Origin of the sequence: Streptomyces sp. x-80 (genome assembly GCF_046549095.1) — a bacterium.
In the GTDB taxonomy this organism is placed as follows: domain Bacteria; phylum Actinomycetota; class Actinomycetes; order Streptomycetales; family Streptomycetaceae; genus Streptomyces; species Streptomyces celluloflavus.
This window is the reverse complement of the sequence record NZ_JAJPWM010000021.1, coordinates 97098-117433: the sequence shown is the minus strand read 5'-3', so window position 1 is coordinate 117433 and position 20336 is coordinate 97098. Positions and strand designations below refer to the sequence as shown.

General features: G+C 73.0%; 12 protein-coding genes. 8 read left to right on the top strand and 4 right to left on the bottom strand.

Annotation, left to right across the window (positions count from 1 at the left end; translation table 11 throughout):
• Nucleotides 1–212 precede the first annotated feature (212 nt).
• The 4 genes from ACLJWH_RS33440 (at nucleotide 213) to ACLJWH_RS33425 (ending at nucleotide 7661) form a co-directional block, all read left to right on the top strand.
• Nucleotides 213–4259 (top strand): ABC transporter ATP-binding protein, encoded by a 4047-nt coding sequence (locus tag ACLJWH_RS33440; RefSeq protein WP_411145532.1) that lies wholly within the window; start codon nucleotides 213–215, stop codon nucleotides 4257–4259.
• Nucleotides 4260–4466: 207 nt separating this feature from the next.
• Nucleotides 4467–5051 (top strand): TetR/AcrR family transcriptional regulator, encoded by a 585-nt coding sequence (locus ACLJWH_RS33435; RefSeq protein ID WP_411145531.1) that lies wholly within the window; start codon nucleotides 4467–4469, stop codon nucleotides 5049–5051.
• 60 nt (nucleotides 5052–5111) lie between these two features.
• Nucleotides 5112–6110: an aminoglycoside phosphotransferase gene (locus ACLJWH_RS33430; RefSeq protein ID WP_411145530.1), complete on the top strand. Its 999-nt coding sequence runs from the start codon at nucleotides 5112–5114 to the stop codon at nucleotides 6108–6110.
• Between the two features lie 108 nt (nucleotides 6111–6218).
• Nucleotides 6219–7661 carry a S28 family serine protease gene (locus ACLJWH_RS33425; RefSeq protein WP_411145529.1) on the top strand — a complete coding sequence of 481 codons (1443 nt, stop codon included), beginning with the start codon at nucleotides 6219–6221 and terminating at the stop codon, nucleotides 7659–7661.
• Nucleotides 7662–7786: 125 nt separating this feature from the next.
• On the opposite strand, the gene ACLJWH_RS33420 is transcribed toward ACLJWH_RS33425, so the two are convergent.
• The 4 genes from ACLJWH_RS33420 to ACLJWH_RS33405 form a co-directional block, all read right to left on the bottom strand.
• Entirely contained in the window at nucleotides 7787–9646 is a 1860-nt protein-coding gene (locus tag ACLJWH_RS33420; RefSeq protein WP_411145528.1) for a glycoside hydrolase family 3 protein, read from the bottom strand.
• A gap of 888 nt (nucleotides 9647–10534) precedes the next feature.
• Entirely contained in the window at nucleotides 10535–11386 is an 852-nt protein-coding gene (locus tag ACLJWH_RS33415) for a sugar phosphate isomerase/epimerase family protein (protein ID WP_411145586.1), read from the bottom strand.
• Between the two features lie 342 nt (nucleotides 11387–11728).
• A complete protein-coding gene (locus tag ACLJWH_RS33410) occupies nucleotides 11729–12712 on the bottom strand; it encodes a GNAT family N-acetyltransferase (RefSeq protein ID WP_411145585.1) in 984 nt (327 codons plus the stop codon).
• Between the two features lie 154 nt (nucleotides 12713–12866).
• Entirely contained in the window at nucleotides 12867–14054 is a 1188-nt protein-coding gene (locus tag ACLJWH_RS33405) for a LacI family DNA-binding transcriptional regulator (protein WP_411145527.1), read from the bottom strand.
• A 354-nt stretch (nucleotides 14055–14408) separates the two neighbouring features.
• Here ACLJWH_RS33405 and ACLJWH_RS33400 point away from each other — a divergent pair, with 354 nt between their 5' ends.
• The 4 genes from ACLJWH_RS33400 (at nucleotide 14409) to ACLJWH_RS33385 (ending at nucleotide 20165) form a co-directional block, all read left to right on the top strand.
• Nucleotides 14409–15560, top strand: a complete 1152-nt coding sequence (locus ACLJWH_RS33400; RefSeq protein WP_411145526.1) for a Gfo/Idh/MocA family protein — start codon at nucleotides 14409–14411, stop codon at nucleotides 15558–15560.
• Nucleotides 15557–16696, top strand: coding sequence for a dihydrodipicolinate synthase family protein (locus ACLJWH_RS33395; protein ID WP_411145525.1), 1140 nt, complete (start codon nucleotides 15557–15559; stop codon nucleotides 16694–16696). Before ACLJWH_RS33400 ends, ACLJWH_RS33395 begins: the two co-directional genes overlap by 4 nt.
• Nucleotides 16693–17655, top strand: a complete 963-nt coding sequence (locus ACLJWH_RS33390) for a sugar phosphate isomerase/epimerase family protein (RefSeq protein WP_411145524.1) — start codon at nucleotides 16693–16695, stop codon at nucleotides 17653–17655. The genes ACLJWH_RS33395 and ACLJWH_RS33390 overlap by 4 nt, the downstream gene beginning before the upstream one ends.
• Before the next feature lie 299 nt (nucleotides 17656–17954).
• On the top strand, nucleotides 17955–20165 hold the full coding sequence (locus tag ACLJWH_RS33385; RefSeq protein ID WP_411145523.1) for an ATP-dependent RecD-like DNA helicase: 2211 nt from the start codon (nucleotides 17955–17957) through the stop codon (nucleotides 20163–20165).
• Nucleotides 20166–20336: the final 171 nt, after the last annotated feature.

The following is a 20336-nucleotide window of genomic DNA, read 5'->3' as shown; positions in this document are numbered from 1 at the left end:
ACAGGGTCTTCCAGCGGTACGCCGGTTACCGGGGTGCCACGGTCGAGCAGGTGGACACCGTTCTGCTCATGTACCCGCTGGAGCGGCCGATGACGCGGCGGCGACCGGGTCCGGGCGCCCCGGAACGAGCCGCCGTTTTGTTGCGGAGGGATGAAATCCGCACGCCACGGTGTTGGCGCCTCCGGTAAGGGACGAGATGCGGGAGGCATCGGGTGACGGACACGGCACGGCAGGGCTGGGCACGGCGGCTGACCCGCGACACCTGGCAGTACAGGAAGGACGTGCTGCTCGCGCTCGGTGCCTCGCTCGCCGGGATGGCCGTGATGGCGCTCGTCCCGCTCGTACCGAAGCTGATCATCGACGATGTCATCGTCCGGCAGGACCGCCCGCTCGCCCCCTGGGCCACCCTGCTGGTGGTCGCCGCGGTCGTCGTCTATGGCCTCACCTACGTCCGCCGCTTCTACGGCGGCCGGCTCGCCCTGGACGTCCAGCACGATCTGCGGACCCGGATGTTCGGCGCGATCGCCCGGCTGGACGGCCGGCGGCAGGACGAGCTGAGCACCGGCCAGGTCGTCGGCCGCGCCACCAGCGACCTCCAGCTGATCCAGGGCCTGCTCTTCATGCTCCCGATGATGATCGGGAACATCCTGCTCTTCGCGATCTCCCTGGTCGTGATGGTGACCCTCTCCCCGCTGCTCACGGTCGTCGCGCTGGCCGTCGCCCCGGCCCTGTGGTTCATCGCCAAGCGCAGCCGGGACCGGCTCTTCCCGGCCACCTGGTACGCCCAGGGCCAGGCCGCGGCGGTGGCCGGGGTCGTGGACGGCGCGGTCTCCGGCGTCCGGGTCGTCAAGGGGTTCGGGCAGGAGGAACAGGAGACCGGCAAGCTGCGCGAGGTCAGCCACCGGCTGTTCGCCGGGCGGCTGCGGACGGTCCGCCTGAACGCCCGCTACACGCCCGCCCTCCAGGCCGTACCGGCGCTCGGCCAGGTCGCGATGCTGGCCCTCGGCGGCTGGATGGCCACCCAGGGTCAGGTCACGCTCGGTACCTTCGTCGCCTTCTCCACGTATCTGGCGCAGCTCGTCGGGCCGGTGCGGATGCTGGCGATGATGCTGACCGTCGGCCAGCAGGCACGGGCCGGTGTGGAGCGGGTCTACGAGCTGATCGACACCGAACCGGCGCTCACCGAACGGCCGGATGCCCGCCCGCTGCCCGCCGACGCCCCGGCGACGGTCGAATTCGACGCGGTGACGTTCGGGTACGCGTCGCGGCGGGAGGCAGAACACGGGGAGACGGACGGCCGGGAGGCGGACGGCCGGGCCGCGGGCGCAGATGGCCCGACGGGCGCCGCGGACCCGGCGGACTCCGGGGGTGCCGCTCCCGCCCTCCGCCCCGTCCTCGACGGCTTCTCGCTGCGCATCGAACCCGGTGAGACGGTCGCCGTCGTCGGCACCTCCGGCAGCGGCAAGTCCACCGTCTCGCTGCTGCTGCCCCGGTTCTACGACGTCTCCGCGGGCCGTGTGCTGGTCGGCGGCCACGACGTACGCGAGCTGACCCTCGCATCGCTGCGGGCCGCCATCGGGCTGGTCCCCGAGAGCAGCTTCCTCTTCTCCGACTCCGTACGCGACAACATCGCCTACGGCCATCCGGACGCCACCGACGAGCAGATACGCACGGCGGCGCGAGCCGCCCAGGCCGACGGCTTCATATCCGAGCTGCCCGAGGGGTACGACACCAAGGTCGGTGAGCAGGGGCTGACCCTCTCCGGTGGCCAGCGGCAGCGCGTCGCACTGGCCCGCGCCATCCTCACCGACCCCCGGCTGCTGGTCCTGGACGACGCCACCTCGGCGGTCGACGCGCGGGTGGAGCACGAGATACACGAGGCGCTGCGCGGTGTCATGGCGGGCCGGACGACCCTGCTCATCGCGCACCGCGCCTCCACCCTGGCCCTCGCCGACCGGGTCGCCGTCCTCGACGGCGGGCGGCTGGTCGACATCGGCACCCAGGAGGAACTGGCGGACCGCTGTCCGCTCTACCGCAGGCTGCTGACCGACCCGGAGGAGCTGGGCGGCGTCGAACGGGATCCGGCGGGCGAGCTGGCCGGTGCCTTCAGCGGCGACTACGCGGCGAGCGGGCTGCTCGAAGCGGATATCGAGGAGTGTCTGGACACGGACGACGCGGAGCGGGGGGACGCGGACGGTGCCGCGGGCACATCCACCACCGGGCGCACGCGCGCCGGTACCGAGGGCACCACGGGTACCGAGGGCGCCGACGTCGTCCCGGGCGTCACCCCCGAGCTGTGGGTCCGCCGGGGCCGGGACGGCGCAGTGGGCACGGACGGCGCGGCTGCCGGTGCGGCCGGGCCCGGGACGGCCGCCGCGATGGCCGGTATGCCGGCCACGCCCGAGCTGCTGGCCAAGGTCGCCGCGCTGCCCCCGGCCACCGACGCACCGGACATCGACGAGGACCGCGCCACCCGCCCCGAGAGCGCCTACGGACTGCGCCGGCTGCTGCGCGGCTTCGGCGGGCCGCTGGCGATCGCGCTCGCCCTGGTCGCGGTGGACGCCGTCGGCGGCCTGCTGGTACCGGTCCTGATCCGGCAGGGCATCGACGAGGGCGTCCGCGTCGGCGCGCTGGCCGGGGTGTGGACGGCGGCCGCGTTCGCGCTGGTCGTGGTGCTCGCCCAGTGGGGCGCGCAGATCGGCTCCAACCGGGTGACCGGACGCACCGGCGAGCGGGTCCTCTACTCCCTGCGCGTCAAGATCTTCGCGCAGCTCCAGCGGCTCGGGCTCGACTACTACGAGCGCGAGCTGACCGGCAAGATCATGACCCGGATGACGACGGATGTGGACGCGCTGTCCACCTTCCTCCAGACCGGCCTGGTCACCGCCGTCGTCTCGGTCCTGACCTTCTTCGGCATACTCGTCGCGCTGCTCGCCATCGACGTCCAGCTGGCCATGGTCGTCTTCGCGACCCTCCCGCCGCTGATCATCGGCACGTACTTCTTCCGCAAGCAGAGCGTGAAGGCGTACGAACTGGCCCGCGAGCGGATCAGCGTGGTCAACGGCGACCTTCAGGAGAGCGTGGCGGGACTCCGGATCGTCCAGGCGTTCCGGCGCGAGGCGAGCGGTGCCGAGCGGTTCGCCGCCCGCAGCGACGCCTACCGCACGGCGCGCATCCGCGGCCAGTTCCTGATATCCGTCTACTTCCCGTTCGTGCAGCTGCTGTCCTCCGTCGCGGCGGCGCTGGTGCTGATCGTCGGCGCCCACCGGATCGGCGCGGGCACCCTCACCGCCGGTGCGCTGGTCGCCTACCTGCTCTACATCGATCTGTTCTTCGCCCCCGTCCAGCAGCTCTCCCAGGTCTTCGACGGCTACCAGCAGGCGTCCGTCTCGCTCGGCCGCATCCAGGAGCTGCTGCGCGAGCCGACCACCACCCCGGCCGCCGAGCGGCCGCGCCGGGTGCCCGCGCTGCGCGGTGACATCACCTTCGACGATGTGCACTTCCACTACGGCGAGAACGACGGACAGGCGCTGACCGGTATCGACCTGACCATCCCCGCGGGCCAGACCGTGGCCTTCGTCGGCGAGACCGGCGCGGGCAAGTCCACCCTCGTCAAGCTGGTCGCGCGGTTCTACGACCCGTCCTCGGGCGCCGTCCGCGCGGACGGCACCGACCTGCGCGAGCTGGACCTGACCGACTACCGCCACCGCCTCGGCGTCGTCCCCCAGGAGTCGTACCTCTTCGCGGGCACCGTCCGCGACGCCATCGCCTACGGCCGGCCGGGCGCCACCGACGCCGAGGTCGAGGCCGCGGCGCGGGCGGTCGGCGCCCACGACATGATCGCCACCCTTGAGGACGGCTATCTGCACGAGGTCGCCGAACGCGGCCGCAACCTCTCGGCGGGCCAGCGCCAGCTGCTCGCCCTGGCCCGCGCCGAACTCGTCGACCCGGACGTGCTGCTGCTGGACGAGGCCACCGCCGCCCTGGACCTCGCCACCGAGGCCGTCGTCAACCAGGCCACCGACCGCCTCGCCGGCCGCCGTACCACCCTTGTCGTCGCCCACCGGCTGACCACCGCGGCCCGCGCCGACCGCGTCGTGGTGATGGACCACGGCCGGGTCGCCGAGGACGGCACCCACGCCCAGCTCCTCGCCCGCGACGGCCACTACGCACAGCTGTGGCGCGCCTTCACCGGCGAGACGGAGGCCGCCCCACCGGCTACGGGTGACGGGCGGGCCGCGCCGGTACCGGTCCGCTGAGGACCGGGCAGCCGCGGGCCGGCCGGGGCGTGGGCGGGTGCGCGTACCGGCCGGGTGAGTGCGGTCCCGGTGCGGGCAGCTGTGGCGTGGGCCGGTGTTCCGGGGACGGCTGATGTTCCTGGGGGAGCGGCGGTGGGCGCGACGGACGGTCAGCGACTTGAACGCTCGTTTTGAACGCCCGTTCAACTCTGCGGTAGCGTACCCGCCATGGGACACCGTGAGCGGCTGCTGGCCGCGGCCAGGCGCTGCCTGGAAGAGCAGGGATACGCCCGTACGACCTCGCGCGATCTCGCCGCGGCGGCCGACGCCCCGCTCGGCACGATCAATTACCACTACGGCTCGAAGGAGGGCCTGCTCAACGCCGCCCTGCTGGAGACGCTCCAGGAGTGGGGGGACCGGACGGTGCCCGGCCGGTCCGCGGCGACGGAGCCGGCCGACGGGACCGGTGAACGGCTGGAGCTGATGTGGTCCCGGGCCATCGACGCGGTGCTGACGCAGCGTCCGATGCTGGTGGCGGCCGTCGAGGCGTATGCGCAGGCCGAGCGGTCGCCGGAGATCCGGCAGCAGATCGCCGACGCGCTGGAGCGGTCCCGTCCGCAACTCGCCGCCGATCTGCACGGCCTGGACGCCGAGGCGGACGAGGAGACCGCGCGTGCGGTCGGCTCGGTGCACATGGCGCTGATCGCGGGGCTGACACAGCAGTGGCTGGCCGATCCGGAGCGCGCGCCCAGCAGCCGCGAGGTGGCCCTCGGCCTGCGGGCCATCGCGCGCGGCCTGGAGTCCACCACCTGACGCGGGAGCGTCGCCCCCACCGAGTCGCCCCCACTGAGTCGCCCCCACCGAAAGGAAGCGATGGATCAGCACCTGCCCGCACCCGGCCGCGCCACGGAGCCGAAATCCGCACCCGGCGGCCCGGCCGGGGCCGGAGCGTCCGCGACCGCCGCGCACGTCCCCCCGGCCCAGGACATCCCCCGTACCGACCCCGCACGGCCCTCCGCACGGCCCTCCGCTTCGCGTCGGCGGCACTGGGACGACCTCCCCGCCGGCGTCCGGGCGGCGGTCCGCGAGCGCACCGGCCCCATCCGGGCCGCCAGGTCCGCCGACGCCGGGTTCAGCAGCCAGCTCGCCGTCACTCTGGACACCGCGCACGGCCGCGTCTTCGTCAAGGGCATGCGGCAGGATCACGGGGAGGCGTGGACGCAGCGGCGTGAGGCGGACGTCGGTCCGCATATCGTCCCCCTCGGTCCGCGGCTGCTGTGGCACGTCACCGCGGACGGCTGGGACCTGCTGGGCTTCGAGCACCTCACGGGCCGCAGCGCCGACTACGGTCCGGCGTCCGCGGACCTGCCCCTCGTCGTCGAAGCCATGACGGCCCTCGGCCGCATCGCCTGCCCCGAGGTGGAGCTGGCGGACGCCGGACAGCGCTGGGCCGCGTACGTGGACGACCCCGCCGATGCCCGGCTGTTCACCGGCACCGCGCTCCTGCACACCGACTGGCACCACACCAATGTGCTCATCACCGGCCCGGACACCGCGCCACCGGCGGACACCCCGCGGCCCACGGACACCGCGCGGCTCATCGACTGGCCCTGGGCCACCCGCGGCGCGGCCTGGATCGATCCGGCGTGCTGGATCGTCTGGCTCGGTTTCGCCGGGCACGACCCCCAGCAGGCCGAACGGTGGGCCGCCAAGGTCCCGGCCTGGTCCACCGCGTCCGCCGGCGCCCTCGACCTCTTCGCCACCGCCCAGGCCCGTTTCTGGCAGGAGACCGAGGCGACGTACCCCAACGCATGGACGCACGGCCTCCGGGGCGCGGCCGACCGGTGGGCCGCCCATCGGGCGGACGGCTGACCGGCCCTCAGCCGGCAGGCCGCACCGCCGAACGTCGCATAGGGGCTGGTGGCCGCCCCCTCGCGCGGATAGGTTCACCCCGACTTTGCTATTCCATGGGGAGGACATATGCGCAAGGCCATCAGATGGCTGCTGTCGCTCGTCGTGCTCGTCGGCACAGTGGGTGCCGGCGGGGCCACGGCAGGGGCAGCTACCGCCGCCGAGTCGAACCGTACGGATACCACGCGCACCACGGATATCAAGGACCGGATCCTCGCCATACCGGGGATGAGCCTCATAGAGGAGAAACCGGTCGAGGGCTACCGCTACTTCGTCCTGAACTACACCCAGCCGATCGACCACCGGCACCCGGCCAGGGGCACCTTCCAGCAGCGGCTGACCCTGCTGCACAAGTCGGTGGACCGCCCGACGGTGTTCTTCACCTCCGGTTACAACGTCAGCACCAGTCCGTCCCGCAGCGAGCCGACGCAGATCATCGACGGCAACCAGGTCTCCCTGGAATACCGCTACTTCACCCCGTCGCGGCCCCGGCCCACCGACTGGACGAAACTGGACATCCGCCAGGGCGCGAACGACCAGCACCGCATCTTCCAGGCCCTGCACCGGATCTATCCCAAGAACTGGATCGCCACCGGCGGCAGCAAGGGCGGTATGACGGCGACCTACTACCGCCGCTTCTTCCCCCACGACATGAACGGCACCGTCGCCTACGTCGCGCCCAACGACGTCAACAACGACGAGGACTCCGCGTACGACCGGTTCTTCCGGACCGTCGGGACCGCGCAGTGCCGCGCCGACCTCGCCGCCGTCGAGCGCGAGGCGCTGGTGCGCCGCGGTGAGATGGTCGACCGCTTCCAGAAGTGGGCCGACAAGGAAGGCCGGACCTTCAAGACCGTCGGCAACGCCGACCGCTCCTACGAAGTCATGGTCACGGACCTGGTGTTCGGCTTCTGGCAGTACCAGCCGGCCGCGACCGCCTGCGCCGAGGTGCCCAAGCCGACCGTCTCCACGGACGCCCTGTGGGCGTGGATGGACAAGATCGGCGGCTTCGCCAGCTACACCGACCAGGGCCTGGAGTCCTACCTTCCGTACTACTACCAGGCGGGCACCCAGCTCGGTGAGCCCGGCTACCACTACCCGCAGCTCAAGGGCCTGCTGAAGTACCCCGGCATCAACAACTCCCGGTCGTTCGTGCCGCGGGAGATCCCGATGCGCTTCGACAAGCGCGCGATGCCCGACATCGACCGCTGGGTGCGCCAGCACGCCAACCGGATGATGTTCGTCAACGGCGAGTACGACCCGTGGAGTTCGGAGCACTTCGAGCTCGGCAAGGGCTCCCGGAACTCGTACGTCTTCACCGTCCCCGGCGGCAACCACGGCTCCAACATCGCCAAGCTGAAGGACGCCGACCGGACCAAGGCCACCGCCGAACTCCTCGGCTGGGCCGGCCTCAAGGCGCCCGTGAACGGCAAGGCCACCCCGCAGGCCCCGTACAACAAGAAGCTGGACAAGCAGGAGCTGCGGCGGACGGCGACGCCGCTGCTGCCGTGACCGAGGCTGCTGCCGTGCGCGCCTAACGGCCGCCGCGCCGCTCCCGTACGCCCCTGGGGCGCGCTCTCCCGCCGGGGTGCGCGCCGTCCGGGGGCGTACGTGTGTGCCCGGCGCCGTGCGGGGCCTCAGTACGTCAGGCCGTGGCCGATCGGGTAGAGCACCGTGGCCGGGGTGCCGGCGCGCAGCACCGGGACCGGGAGCCGGCCGGCCGGCTCCCGGTGGCCCGCGATCACCCGCGCCGTGGCCCGCAGCTCCACATCCGTCCACGAGTAGCTCACCAGGCCCGCCTTGACGCCGTCCAGGTGGGCGATGTCGTACGGATTGCGCACCGCCAGCTGCACCACCGGTTTCCCGCTCGCCAGGAGGGCGGCGACCAGCTGCCGCTGCGGCGAGCCGGCGCTGACGTTGTACGTCGCCACCACCACCGCGTCCCGGTCGGCGAGCGCCGCCACGGCCCGGTCGATCAGCTCCCGCGACGGTGCCGTGCCCGTGGCGAGGGCGGTGGCCGCGAACCCGAGCCCGCGCAGGGCGGTGGCCAGGACGGCGGTGGGCGGACCGCCGGTGCCGGACGGCGCGTCGGCGTCGGCGCCGACCACCAGCACCCGGTGTTCGCGGCGGCGGGAGAGCGGCAGCAGCCCGTCGTCGTTGCGCAGCAAGGTGGTGGTGCGGTCCGCGATCCGGTCCGCGGTGGCGAGGTGCGCGCCGGTGCCGACCACCCGGTCCACCGCCCGCTGTGTGGTGTACGGGTCCGCGAAGAGGCCGCGCCGCTCCTTCAGCAGCAGGATGCGCAGCAGCTTCGCGTCGATGTCGGGGCCGGACAGCTCGCCCTCCCGGAGCGCCTTGAGGACCGCGGCGTGCGCGACGGCCAGATCCGGCGGGTTGAGCAGCTGGTCGACACCCGCCTTCAGGGCCAGCACCGGCACCCGGGCGTCGCCGTACTTCACCCGGACGCCTTCCATGCCGAGCGAATCGGTCACCACCACACCGTCGTAGCCGAGCCGTTCGCGCAGGATGCCGGTGAGGATCGGGCGGGAGAGCGTGGCCGGGTCCCCGCTCGGGTCGAAGGCGGGGACGACGATATGCGCCGTCATGATCGAATCGATACCGGCGGCGATGGCGGCCTTGAAGGGCGGCGCGTCCAGCCGTTCCCACTCCGCGGCGGTGTGGGAGATGCGGGGCAGCCCGATGTGGCTGTCGGTGTCGGTGTCGCCGTGCCCGGGGAAGTGCTTGGCACAGGCCGCGACCCCGGCACTCTGATAGCCCCGTACCGCGGCGGCGGCCAGCCGGGCCACGGCCTGCGGATCGGCGCCGAAGGAACGGACGCCGATGACCGGGTTGGCCGGGTTGACGTTGACGTCCGCGTCCGGCGCGTAGTTCTGCCGCAGGCCCATCGCGCGCAGCTCCGCACCGGCGATCCGGGCCGCCGTACGGGTGTCGTCGCGGGAGCCGGCCGCGCCGAGCGCCATCGCCCCGGGGAAGAGCGTGGCGGGCGCGCCGATCCGGGCCACGGCGCCGTGCTCCTGGTCGGTGGAGATCAGCAGCGGAACGGGGACGCGCTGGGCGGCGGCGGCCCGCTGGATGCCGTTGGAGAGGTCGGCGATCTGATGCGGCTCACGGGTGTTGTGCGCCCAGCCGAAGTAGATGATGCCGCCGACGTGGTATCTGGCGATCAGCTCGGCGGCGTCGGAGACCCCGATCTCCTGCCGGTTCGCCGCCACGTCGGCCGGGTCGGGGTCGGTCGCGGAGTGCCCGTAGACCCGCATCACGAAGAGCTGGCCGACCTTCTCCTCGGGCGTCATACGGGAGATGAGACGGCGCAGCCGGGCCCGGGTCGCGGCGCCGGGGGTCGCGGGGGCCGGGACGGCGGGCCGGCCGTCGCGGGCCGGAGCGGTGGCCGCCGCGGTGGCCTGCGCGGGGGCGGCGCCCGCGGCACAGGCGGCCGCGGCGGCCGCGGCGGTGGTCAGGACGGTACGTCGGGAGTGCATGTGCGCTCCTTCCGGAGGGGGCTCCCTCAGGGGGCCTCAAAGGGGTCCTCGTGGCGTGCTCGGGGCGTGCTCGGGGCTGTCTCGGGGCTGGCTCAGGGCGGTCCCGGGGTCGGCTCAGGGCTTGCCCGGCGAGTCGGCGGGAATCTCTTCCGAGGTGACACGGATAGCCGGAAAACGCGTGCCGGTCAACGACTGAGAGCGAGGTGGCGCCCAGGGCTTGCGGGGCGGGCTGGGGTGTGGGATGGGCGGGGTGGGGGGCATCGTCGTTGCCGGTTGCCGGTTGCCGGTTGCCGGTTGCCGGTTGCCGTTGCCGCTGCCACTGCCACTGCCACTGCCATTGCCGTCGGCGTTGCCGTCGTCTGCGGTGGTGGGCGACGGCGTGGGCGGACGGCGTGGGGGAGGGTGTGGGCGTGGGCGGGCGTGCGCGGGGGGGCACGCCGCACGGTCCCGCGTGGTCGTCGCCGACGCGTGGCCCCCTGATCGTCGCGGTGTGCGGGCGAGATCCGCCGGTACGGCATCGATCGGGGCCTCGCCCTGTCCCACTCGGCCGGTGAGGTGGTTGCGCCGGATGCCGGATGCCGGATGCCGGATGCCGGGAGCCGGGAGCGGGAAGTCGGACGCCGGGAGCCGGGACTCAGAAATCGGCACTCGACGCCCGGCGCTCGGGCACTGGGCCGTCGATGCGTTCGCGCCGGATGCCGGTGTGGCCGTGGTGCCGGGCGTACTAGTGCCGTGACCGGCGATGTTCGCCCCGTGAGGAGCGTTGTGCGGTGTGTGCGATCGTAAGGCGGCCGGAGGTCCTTGTAGCGGAGCTACCAGGGCTTTTGGCCAACGTGGCGAGCGTGCGTGCTGGGCGGCGCTACGGGGCAAAGCCTGCCGGGAGGGGCCCTAGGTGCTCGTTGGCGCGCTGGTGTCGAGGAGGTGTTGGAGATGGGCGCGGCCCGCGGCCAGCCGGGCGGGGAGTTCGGCCGCCCCCGGGTACCAGCGCTTTTCGTACTCCCAGCACAGCCAGTCGCCGGGAGCCCGGCCGTCCGCCCGGCCGCCGCCGTACCTTCCCGCCCGGCCGAGGGCGGCGAGGGCGGCGGCGAGCGGCAGGGCGCCGGTGCCGAGCGGGAGCGGGGTGGTGTCCTCGGCCGAGGCGACGTCCTTGACCTGGACATATCCCAGATACGGGGCGAGCGCGGTCTCTGTGTCGGCGGGCCGTTCGCCGCCGAGCCAGCTGTGCAGTACGTCCCAGAGCGCGCCGATGCTGTGGTGGCCCACCGGGCCCAGGACGCGGGCGGCGGCGGTACCCGTGCGGTGCGAGTCGTGGGTCTCCAGCAGGACGCGGACGCCCCGTTCGGCGGCGAGCGGTGCCAGCGCGGCGAGCCGGCGGACGGCGTCCGCCTCCGCCGCCTCCGCCGGGCGGTCACCACCGCCGGGGAACACCCGTACGAAGGGCGCTCCCAGATCGGCGGCGAGCAGCACCAGCTCGGTCAGCTCGCGTGCCAGCGCCGCCTCGCCCGCCGCGTCCAGGGCCGCGGCGACCTTGGCGTATCCGGCGACCGCCAGGATGTCGATGCCGGCGTCCGCGAACCGCCCGCGCACCGCGGCCCGTTCGCGCGCCCCGGTCCCGAGGTGCACCGGCTCCTCCGGATGGGCGCGCAGCTCCACCCCCTGATACCCGGTACCGGTGGCCAGCTTCAGCACCTCGGGCACCGGCATCCCGGGCACGCCGAGAGTCGAGAACGCGAACCGCACCGCCGCGCTCCTGGTGCCGCCCGCCGCGTCCCCGGCGGCTTCGTTCGCGGCGTCTCCGGTCACGGGCCCTCTCCTTGGCTCTTTCATCGGTTCACTTGTCGGCTCTTGTACCGGTTCACTTGTCGATTCGGTAATCGGCTATCGCTTCCCTTCCGGTCTCTTCCGGTCTCTTCCGGCCTTCGCCACGGCGGCGTCACTCCGGTGGCCCTTCGCGCCCCGTGTGGCCCCTCGTGCCCCGTGTGGTCCCGCTCGCCCGTGGCGTCGCCGTCGTCCGTGGTGTCAACGTCGTCCGTTGCGGCACCACCGTTCGTCGCGTCACCACCGTCCGTACGGCCCCTGCCGTCACAGGACCAGTCGCCAGTCCTGGCCGATGAGGTCCTGACCGAAACTGTGGTGCGGTGCCTCGCCGACCAGCTCGAATCCGGTGTGCTGATAGATGCTCCGGGCCGCGCTCAGCACCGAGTTGGTCCACAGCACCAGCTCGGTGTACCCGGCCGAGCGGGCGAACTCCACACAGGCGGCGACGAGTTGGTGCCCCACGCCGTGCCCTCGGGCGGCGGGCTCCACGAGCAGCAGCCGCAGCCGGGCGGCCCCGGGCCGGGTGTCCCGGACGCACATCACCGCGCCGACCCGCTCGCCGGCCAGCTCGGCGATCCAGGTGCGGTCCCGTTCCGGGTCGAACGCCTCGGCGTACTCCGCGACGATCCGGGCCACCAGCGCTTCGTAGCTCAGATCGAAGCCGTACTCCGCCGCGTAGCAGGTGGCGTTGCGCTCGACCATCCAGCCCAGATCGCCGGGCCTGCTGGTGCGCAGGACGACCTCGGGGACGGAGGAGGGGGAAGGCCCAGGGGCGGGAGCAGGAGCAGCAGCGGGACTTGGGCTGGGAGCGGAGGCAGGTGAGGCAGGCGGGGGAGTGGGGGTGGTGTCGTCCAGCAGGTCGCGGATCGTCCGCATCGACGCCACCAGGCGGGCCCGGTCCGCCGCGGGGAGCCGCTCCAGCAGCGAGCCCGCGGCGTTCTGCGAACGCTCCTCCAGCAGGCCGACCGTCTCCCGGCCGCGCTCGGTCAGTGTGATGCGCTGCCGGCGGGGATCCTGGTCGGATCTGCCGCGGGTGATCAGCTCGCGGTCCGCGAACTTGCCGAGCAGCCGGCTGAGATACCCGGCGTCCAGTGACAGCGATGCGCGCAGGTCGGCGGCGTCCACCCGCTGATGGTGGGCGACCTCGTAGAGCACCCGGGCCTCGGTGAGGGTGTACGGGGTGTAGAGATGGCGGCCGTAATCGAGCGCGCCGATGAGGTTGGTGTAGAAGCGGTTGAACCGGCGCATCTCCTGCACATCGGGATCGGCCGTCGCGGTACGCCGCGTCCCGGCCGCCCCCGCGGTACGTCGCGTCCCGGGCGCCTGCCCAGCCGTTGTTCCGGCCGTCTTCCTGCTGGTCGACCCGGCTGTCATCGCGAACCCGCCTTTACGCTTGACTGAGTCAATGGTAGGGGATGGACGTGGAGGCACGCACGATCAACTCGGCGTGCAGTGTGGCCAGTCCGCCCGGCGGCCGTTCCGCGCGCCCCATCGCCAGCCGGCCGGCCCGCGCGCCCGCCTCCTGGAGCGGCAGCCGGACGGTCGTCAGCGCCGGCGTGGCGTCCACGCTGAACGGCAGATCGTCGAAGCCCGCGACGGACACGTCCTCGGGGATACGCAGTCCGCGGTCGCGCACCGCCGCGCAGACGCCCAGCGCGGCGGTGTCGTTGGCCGCCACGATCGCGGTCAGACCGGCTTCCCTGCGCAGGAGTTCCGCGGCGGCGTCGTAGCCGGAGGCGCGGTCGTAGGCGCCGTGCACGGTACGCCGCGGGGCGTCCGCGATGCCGTACGCGGCGAGTGCGGCGCGATGGCCCGCCAGGCGCTCGCCGGTGGTGGTGCGGCCGGCCGGCCCCGCGACGCAGCCGATACGGCGGTGGCCGAGGCCGATGAGGTGGGCGGTCAACTGCCGTGCACCGCCCCGGTTGTCGAACGCGAGAGTGGTCAGGGGGGCGGGCGCGGCGAGTGTGGTGAGGGGGGCCCGGGGTCGGGTCTCGTCCGCCCCCAGGGTCCTTCCCGCTCCTCGCGCCTTCCCCGGCTCCCGGGCCTCTTCCGCCCCCTGGCTCTCGCCCGGTACCGCTCCCGTCGTCTCCGCCGCGGTCGCCGCCCCCGTCGGCCGTCCGCACAGCACCACCCGGGTGCCCGCGTCCGCCAGTCGCGCCAGAGTGGCGGTCAGCGCCCGTGCGTGTGCGGCGTCCTCCGAGGCGCTGCCGGTCAGTACGACCGCGGCCGCCCGCTGCCGCTGCAACAAGGTGAGATAGGTCAGTTCGCGCTCGGGGGAGCCGCCCGTGTTGCACACCACGGCCAGCTTCTCGCCTCCCTGTGCCGCGCCGCTCAGCTCCGTCTGCACGGCGCCGGCGATGATCCCGAAGAACGGGTCGGCGATGTCGTTGACCAGGATGCCGACCAGGTCGGAGCTGGCGGCGGCGAGCGCGCTGGCCGGGCCGTTGACGACGTACGCCAGTTCCTCGACGGCGCGCAGCACCCGGCCGCGGGTGCCTTCGGCCACCGGGTAGTTGCCGCTGAGCACCCGTGAGACCGTCGCCGCCGAGACGCGCGCCCGCGCCGCCACATCCGCCAGCGTCACCGCCATCGCGGCCTCCCCGTACTCCTCGTGCTTCTTGTTTTTCTCGTGCTCCCCGAATTCCCCATAGGGCCCATCCTCCCCGTACGTTCCGCGCGTTCCGTGCGCGTCGTGCCTGCTGTGCGATCCGTTGGGCCTATGTGGTCCATGCGGTCAGGGATTCCCGCGCTTCCCTCGCCGGGTGCCGCGCTTTCCGCGTCCCGCCTCTTGTCCGTGTCCCGCACCGCAGGTTAGCTTCTCTCGCGATGGAAAGCGCTTACTGAACCTGCCTTCGCATGCACCCCTATGGGCACCCGCACCGCCATCCGCACCCGCATCGAACGAACTGACCTGCCGTCAGTGCCGAGTGAGAGAGGCCGGGCCGTGACACGCACGACCGTACGCATCGCCATGAACGGCGTGACCGGACGCATGGGATACCGCCAGCATCTGGTCCGCTCCCTGCTCGCCCTGCGGGAACAGGGCGGCCTGGACCTGGGCGACGGGACGGTGATCTGGCCGGAACCGGTCCTCGTCGGCCGCTCCGCGCACAAGCTGCGGACACTGGCCGAACGGCACGGTCTGGAGCACTGGAGCACCGACCTCGACACCGTGCTCGGCGACGACGGCATCGACATCTACTTCGACGCGCAGGTCACCGCCGCCCGCGAGGAGGCGGTGCAGAAAGCGATTGCCGCCGGGAAGCATCTGTACGTCGAGAAGCCGACCGCCACCGGGCTGGCCGGTGCGCTGGGGCTGGCCCGGTCGGCCAGGGACGCCGGCATCAAACACGGCGTCGTCCAGGACAAGCTCTTCCTGCCCGGTCTGCGCAAGCTCCGCCGCCTGGTGGAGGGCGGGTTCTTCGGCCGCATCCTGTCCGTACGGGGCGAGTTCGGCTACTGGGTCTTCGAGGGCGACTGGCAGGAGGCGCAGCGCCCCTCGTGGAACTACCGCGCCGAGGACGGCGGCGGCATCGCGGCCGATATGTTCCCGCACTGGGAGTATGTGCTGCACGAGCTGTTCGGGCCGGTCAAGACCGTCCAGGCGCAGGTCACCACGCACATTCCGCGCCGCTGGGACGAGTCGGGCACGCCGTACGACGCCACCGCCGACGACGCCGCGTACGGCATCTTCGAGCTGGCGGGCGGCATCGTCGCGCAGCTCAACTCCTCCTGGGCGGTGCGGGTGCACCGCGACGAACTGGTGGAGTTCCAGGTGGACGGCACCGAGGGATCGGCCGTCGCCGGACTGCGCGGCTGCCGGGTCCAGCACCGCTCCAGCACCCCCAAACCCGTCTGGAATCCGGACATTCCGGCGAGTGAGCGGTTCCGCGAACAGTGGCAGGAAGTCCCCGACAACGCCGCGTTCGACAACGGCTTCAAGGCGCAGTGGGAGCTGTTCCTGCGGCATGTCGTCCGCGACGAACCCTGGCGCTGGGACCTGATGGCGGGCGCCCGTGGTGTCCAGCTCGCCGAACTGGGGCTGCGGTCGTCGGCCGAGGGGCGCCGCCTGGACGTGCCGGAGCTGACGCTGTGACCGCCGCCGGGCCCCGGGCGGGCCGGCGTCGGCCGGCGGCCGCCCGTACCGTCTTCGCCGCCGCCCACGTGGTCGCCGATCCGCGCGCCGACACCCCGGTGGACGGCCCGGCCGCCATCGACTGGGACGCCACCCTCGCCTTCCGCCACCACCTGTGGTCGCACGGCCTGGGCGTGGCCGAGGCGATGGACACCGCGCAGCGCGGGATGGGCCTGGACTGGCCGGCCGCCGCCGAGCTGATCCGCCGCTCCGCCGCCGAGGCACGGGCCGTCGGCGGCCTGCTGGCCTGCGGCGCCGGCACCGACCAGCTCCCCGCGCACGGCGCGTCGTTGGCGGCGGTCCGGGGCGCGTACGAGGAGCAGCTGGGGCTCGTCGAAAACGCCGGCGGCCGGCCGGTCCTGATGGCGTCCCGGCAGCTCGCCGCGGCCGCCACCGGACCGGCGGACTATCTGGAGCTGTACGGCCATCTGCTGCGCCAGGCCACCGGACCGGTCATCCTGCACTGGCTCGGCCCGATGTTCGACCCGGCGCTGGAGGGCTACTGGGGCAGCGCCGATCTCGACGCCGCCACCGAGACCTTCCTGCGGATCATCGCCGACCACCCCGGCAAGGTGGACGGCGTCAAGGTCTCCCTGCTGGACGCCGGCCGGGAGGTGCGGCTGCGCCGCCGACTGCCGGCCGGCGTCCGCTGCTACACCGGCGACGATTTCCACTACCCCGAGCTGATCGCGGGTGACGAGCACGGTTTCAGCCATGCGCTGCTGGGCGTCTTCGACCCGCTGGCACCACTGGCGGCCGAGGCCGTGCGCCTCCTGGACCCCGCGGTCCCCGGGGACCCGGCGGACCGCGGGGACCCGGCCGCCTTCCGGGCCGCCCTGGACCCGACCGTCGCGCTCGCCCGGCACCTCTTCCAGGCGCCGACCCGCTACTACAAGACCGGCGTCGTACTGCTGGCCTGGCTCGCCGGGCACCAGTCGCACTTCACCATGGTCGGCGGGCTCCAGTCGGCCCGCTCGCTGCCGCATCTGCGGCGCGCGTACGAACTGGCCGACGGGCTCGGTCTCTTCCCGGACCCGGAGCTCGCCGCCGCCCGGATGCGCGGGCTGCTCGCCGTGTACGGGGAGGCGGACGCATGACGGACTCCGGCCGGCCGGCCGCCGCGGACGGTCTGCTCGCCCGTCTGAGCCTCAACCAGGAGACCGTCAAACAGTGGTCGTTGCCGGAGCTCGCCGACGGGTGCGCGCGGGCGGGCGTGCGCGGGGTGGGCCTGTGGCGCGCGCCGGTGCAGGAGTACGGGGTGGCCGCCGCCGCCCGGCTCGTACGGGACGCCGGGCTGACCGTCACCAGCCTGTGCCGCGGCGGATTCCTCACCGCCCTGGACCCGGCCGGGCGGGCGGCCGCCCTGGACGACAACCGGGCCGCCATCGAGGAGGCCGCCGCCCTCAGTACGGACACCCTGGTCCTGGTAGCCGGCGGGCTGCCGCCCGGCAGCCGCGATCTGCGCGGTGCCCGGGAGCGGATCGCGGACGCGCTGGGCGAGTTGGGGCCGTACGCCGCGGCGCGGGGCGTACGGCTGGCGATCGAACCGCTGCACCCGATGTACGCGGCGGACCGGTGTGTGGTCTCCACCCTCACCCAGGCGCTCGATCTCGCCGAACGGTTCCCCGCCGACCAGGTAGGGGTGGTCGTGGACACGTACCACCTGTGGTGGGACGACACGGCCGGTGCCCAGATCGCCCGCGCGGGCGGGGCGGACGCGGGGTCGGCCGGGACGGATACGGCAGCCGCGTCGGATGCGGTGGACGGGGCCGGTGGTACGGGCAGGGCCGGGGGACCGGCGGGCGGTGGTGCCGGCTCGCGGATCGCCGCCTTCCAGCTGGCCGACTGGGTCACCCCGCTGCCCGAGGGCGTCCTCCTGGGGCGCGGGCAGCTCGGCGACGGGTCGGTGGACTTCCGGTGGTTCCGGGAGCGGGTCGACGCGGCCGGCTACCGGGGGCCCATCGAGGTGGAGATCTTCAACCCGGCGCTGTGGGCACGGGACGGCGCGCAGGTCCTGGCCGAGATCGTCAACCGCTTCGCGGCGCACGTCGGCTGACGGCGCCGGCGGGCCCCGGGCCGCCACATCCGGAGACCGCGCAGCCGCCACCTCCGGTGACCGGGCAATGGCCCGGCGAAAGGGCACAACCGTTCCGCGGCCACGAAGGTCATATCCGGCGTCGGTCCCGTCAGGGGAGGGATCCGGGGGGATCCGGGGCCGGTCCGGAGGGGGAACCGAGGGGTCCGGCGCGGTGCCGGACCCCTCGATGACGGTCCGGGCGCGGGGCCGCCGGGCGGGCGGCGGCCCTGGGAGACCGGCCAGGGCGCGTTGTCGGACCCGGGCGGTACGGTCGGGTCATGGTCAACGCAGCCGTGGTGGAAGGGGTCCTGGAGCGGATCACCTACGCCAACGAGGACAGCGGCTACACGGTCGCGCGGGTCGACACCGGCCGGGGCGCCGGCGATCTCCTCACCGTCGTCGGTGCGTTGCTCGGCGCGCAGCCGGGGGAGTCGCTGCGCATGGAGGGGCGCTGGGGCTCCCATCCGCAGTACGGCAAGCAGTTCACGGTCGAGAACTACACCACCGTCCTGCCCGCGACGATCCAGGGCATCCGGCGCTATCTCGGCTCGGGGCTGATCAAGGGCATCGGCCCGCGGATCGCCGACCGCATCGTGGAGCACTTCGGCACGGACACCCTCGACGTCATCGAGGAGCGGCCCGAGCGGCTGATCGAGGTGCCCGGCCTCGGCCCGAAGCGGACGAAGCTGATCGGCGCGGCGTGGGAGGAGCAGAAGGCCATCAAGGAAGTGATGGTCTTCCTCCAGGGCGTCGGCGTCTCGACCTCCATCGCGGTGCGCATCTACAAGAAGTACGGCGACGCCTCCATCTCCGTCGTCCGCAACCAGCCCTACCGCCTGGCCGCGGACGTGTGGGGCATCGGCTTTCTGACCGCCGACCGCATCGCCCAGGCCGTCGGCATCCCGCACGACAGCCCCGACCGGGTCAAGGCGGGCCTCCAGTACGCCCTGTCGCAGTCCACCGACCAGGGGCACTGCTTCCTCCCCGAGGAGCGGCTGATCGCGGACGCGGTGAAGCTGCTCCAGGTGGACACCGGACTGGTCATCGACTGTCTGGGCGAGCTGGCCGCGGACCCCGAGGGGGTAGTCCGCGAGCAGGTGCCGGGCGACGCGGACGGCGAGCGGGTCACCGCCGTCTATCTGGTGCCGTTCCACCGCGCGGAGATCTCCCTGGCCGGCCGGCTGACCCGGCTGCTGCGGACGGACGAGGACCGAATGCCGGCGTTCCGGGACGTGGCGTGGGACAAGGCGCTGGCGTGGCTCGCGAAGCGGACGGGCGCCGAGCTGGCGCCGGAGCAGCAGGCGGCGGTGCGGCTGGCGCTGACGCGGAAAGTGGCGGTGCTCACCGGCGGGCCGGGCTGCGGCAAGTCCTTCACGGTCCGTTCGGTGGTGGAGCTGGCCCGTGCGAAGAAGGCCAAGGTGGTGCTGGCGGCGCCGACCGGCCGGGCGGCCAAGCGGCTCGCGGAGCTGACCGGGGCGGACGCCTCCACGGTGCACCGCCTCCTGGAGCTCAGGCCCGGCGGCGACGCCGCGTACGACGCGGACCGCCCGCTCGACGCCGATCTGGTGGTGGTGGACGAGGCGTCGATGCTCGATCTGCTGCTCGCGAACAAGCTCGTCAAGGCGGTGCCGCCCGGTGCTCATCTGCTGCTGGTGGGGGATGTCGACCAGCTGCCGTCGGTCGGTGCGGGCGAGGTGCTGCGCGATCTGCTCGCCGAGTCCGGTCCGGTGCCGGCCGTCCGGCTGACCAGGATCTTCCGGCAGGCCCAGCAGTCCGGGGTGGTCACGAACGCCCACCGCATCAATTCCGGCGTCCCGCCGCTGACGACCGGCCTGCCGGATTTCTTCCTGTTCGCCGAGGAGGACACGGAGGAGACCGGGCGGCTGACGGTCGACGTGGTGGCCCACCGGATCCCGGCGAAGTTCGGACTCGACCCGCGCCGGGACGTCCAGGTGCTGGCGCCGATGCACCGCGGTCCGGCCGGCGCGGGCGCCCTGAACGCCCTGCTCCAGCAGGCCGTCACCCCGGCGCGCCCCGATCTGCCCGAGCGGCGCTTCGGCGGCCGGGTCTTCCGGGTCGGCGACAAAGTCACCCAGATCCGTAACAACTATGAAAAAGGCCGTAACGGCGTCTTCAACGGCACGGTCGGCGTGGTGACCGCGCTGAACGTCGACGACCAGCAGCTGACGGTGGTCACCGACGAGGACGAGGAGGTCCCCTACGACTTCGACGAACTCGACGAGCTCTCGCACGCCTACGCGGTGACGATCCATCGCTCACAGGGCAGCGAATACCCCGCCGTGGTGATTCCGGTCACCACGAGCGCCTGGATGATGTTGCAACGCAATCTGTTGTATACCGCCGTGACCCGGGCAAAACGATTGGTGGTGCTGGTCGGCTCCCGGAGGGCTCTGGGGCAGGCCGTGCGCACCGTATCCGCCGGTCGGCGGTGTACGGCCCTCGATCACCGGCTTGGCGGTGCGATGTGATGTCACCCCTTTCCCAATCGGGGCGAAAGGGAGCAGGATGGGCGCTCGGACGGCACTGAGTGCCGCGATGAGGCTCTATGGCCGACCCCGAGTGCACATCCAAGGTCCAAATGGGGGAAGGTATAGGCAGTCAGGGCACCTCGAAGAAGAGGCACAACGTCGGTGAGGGAT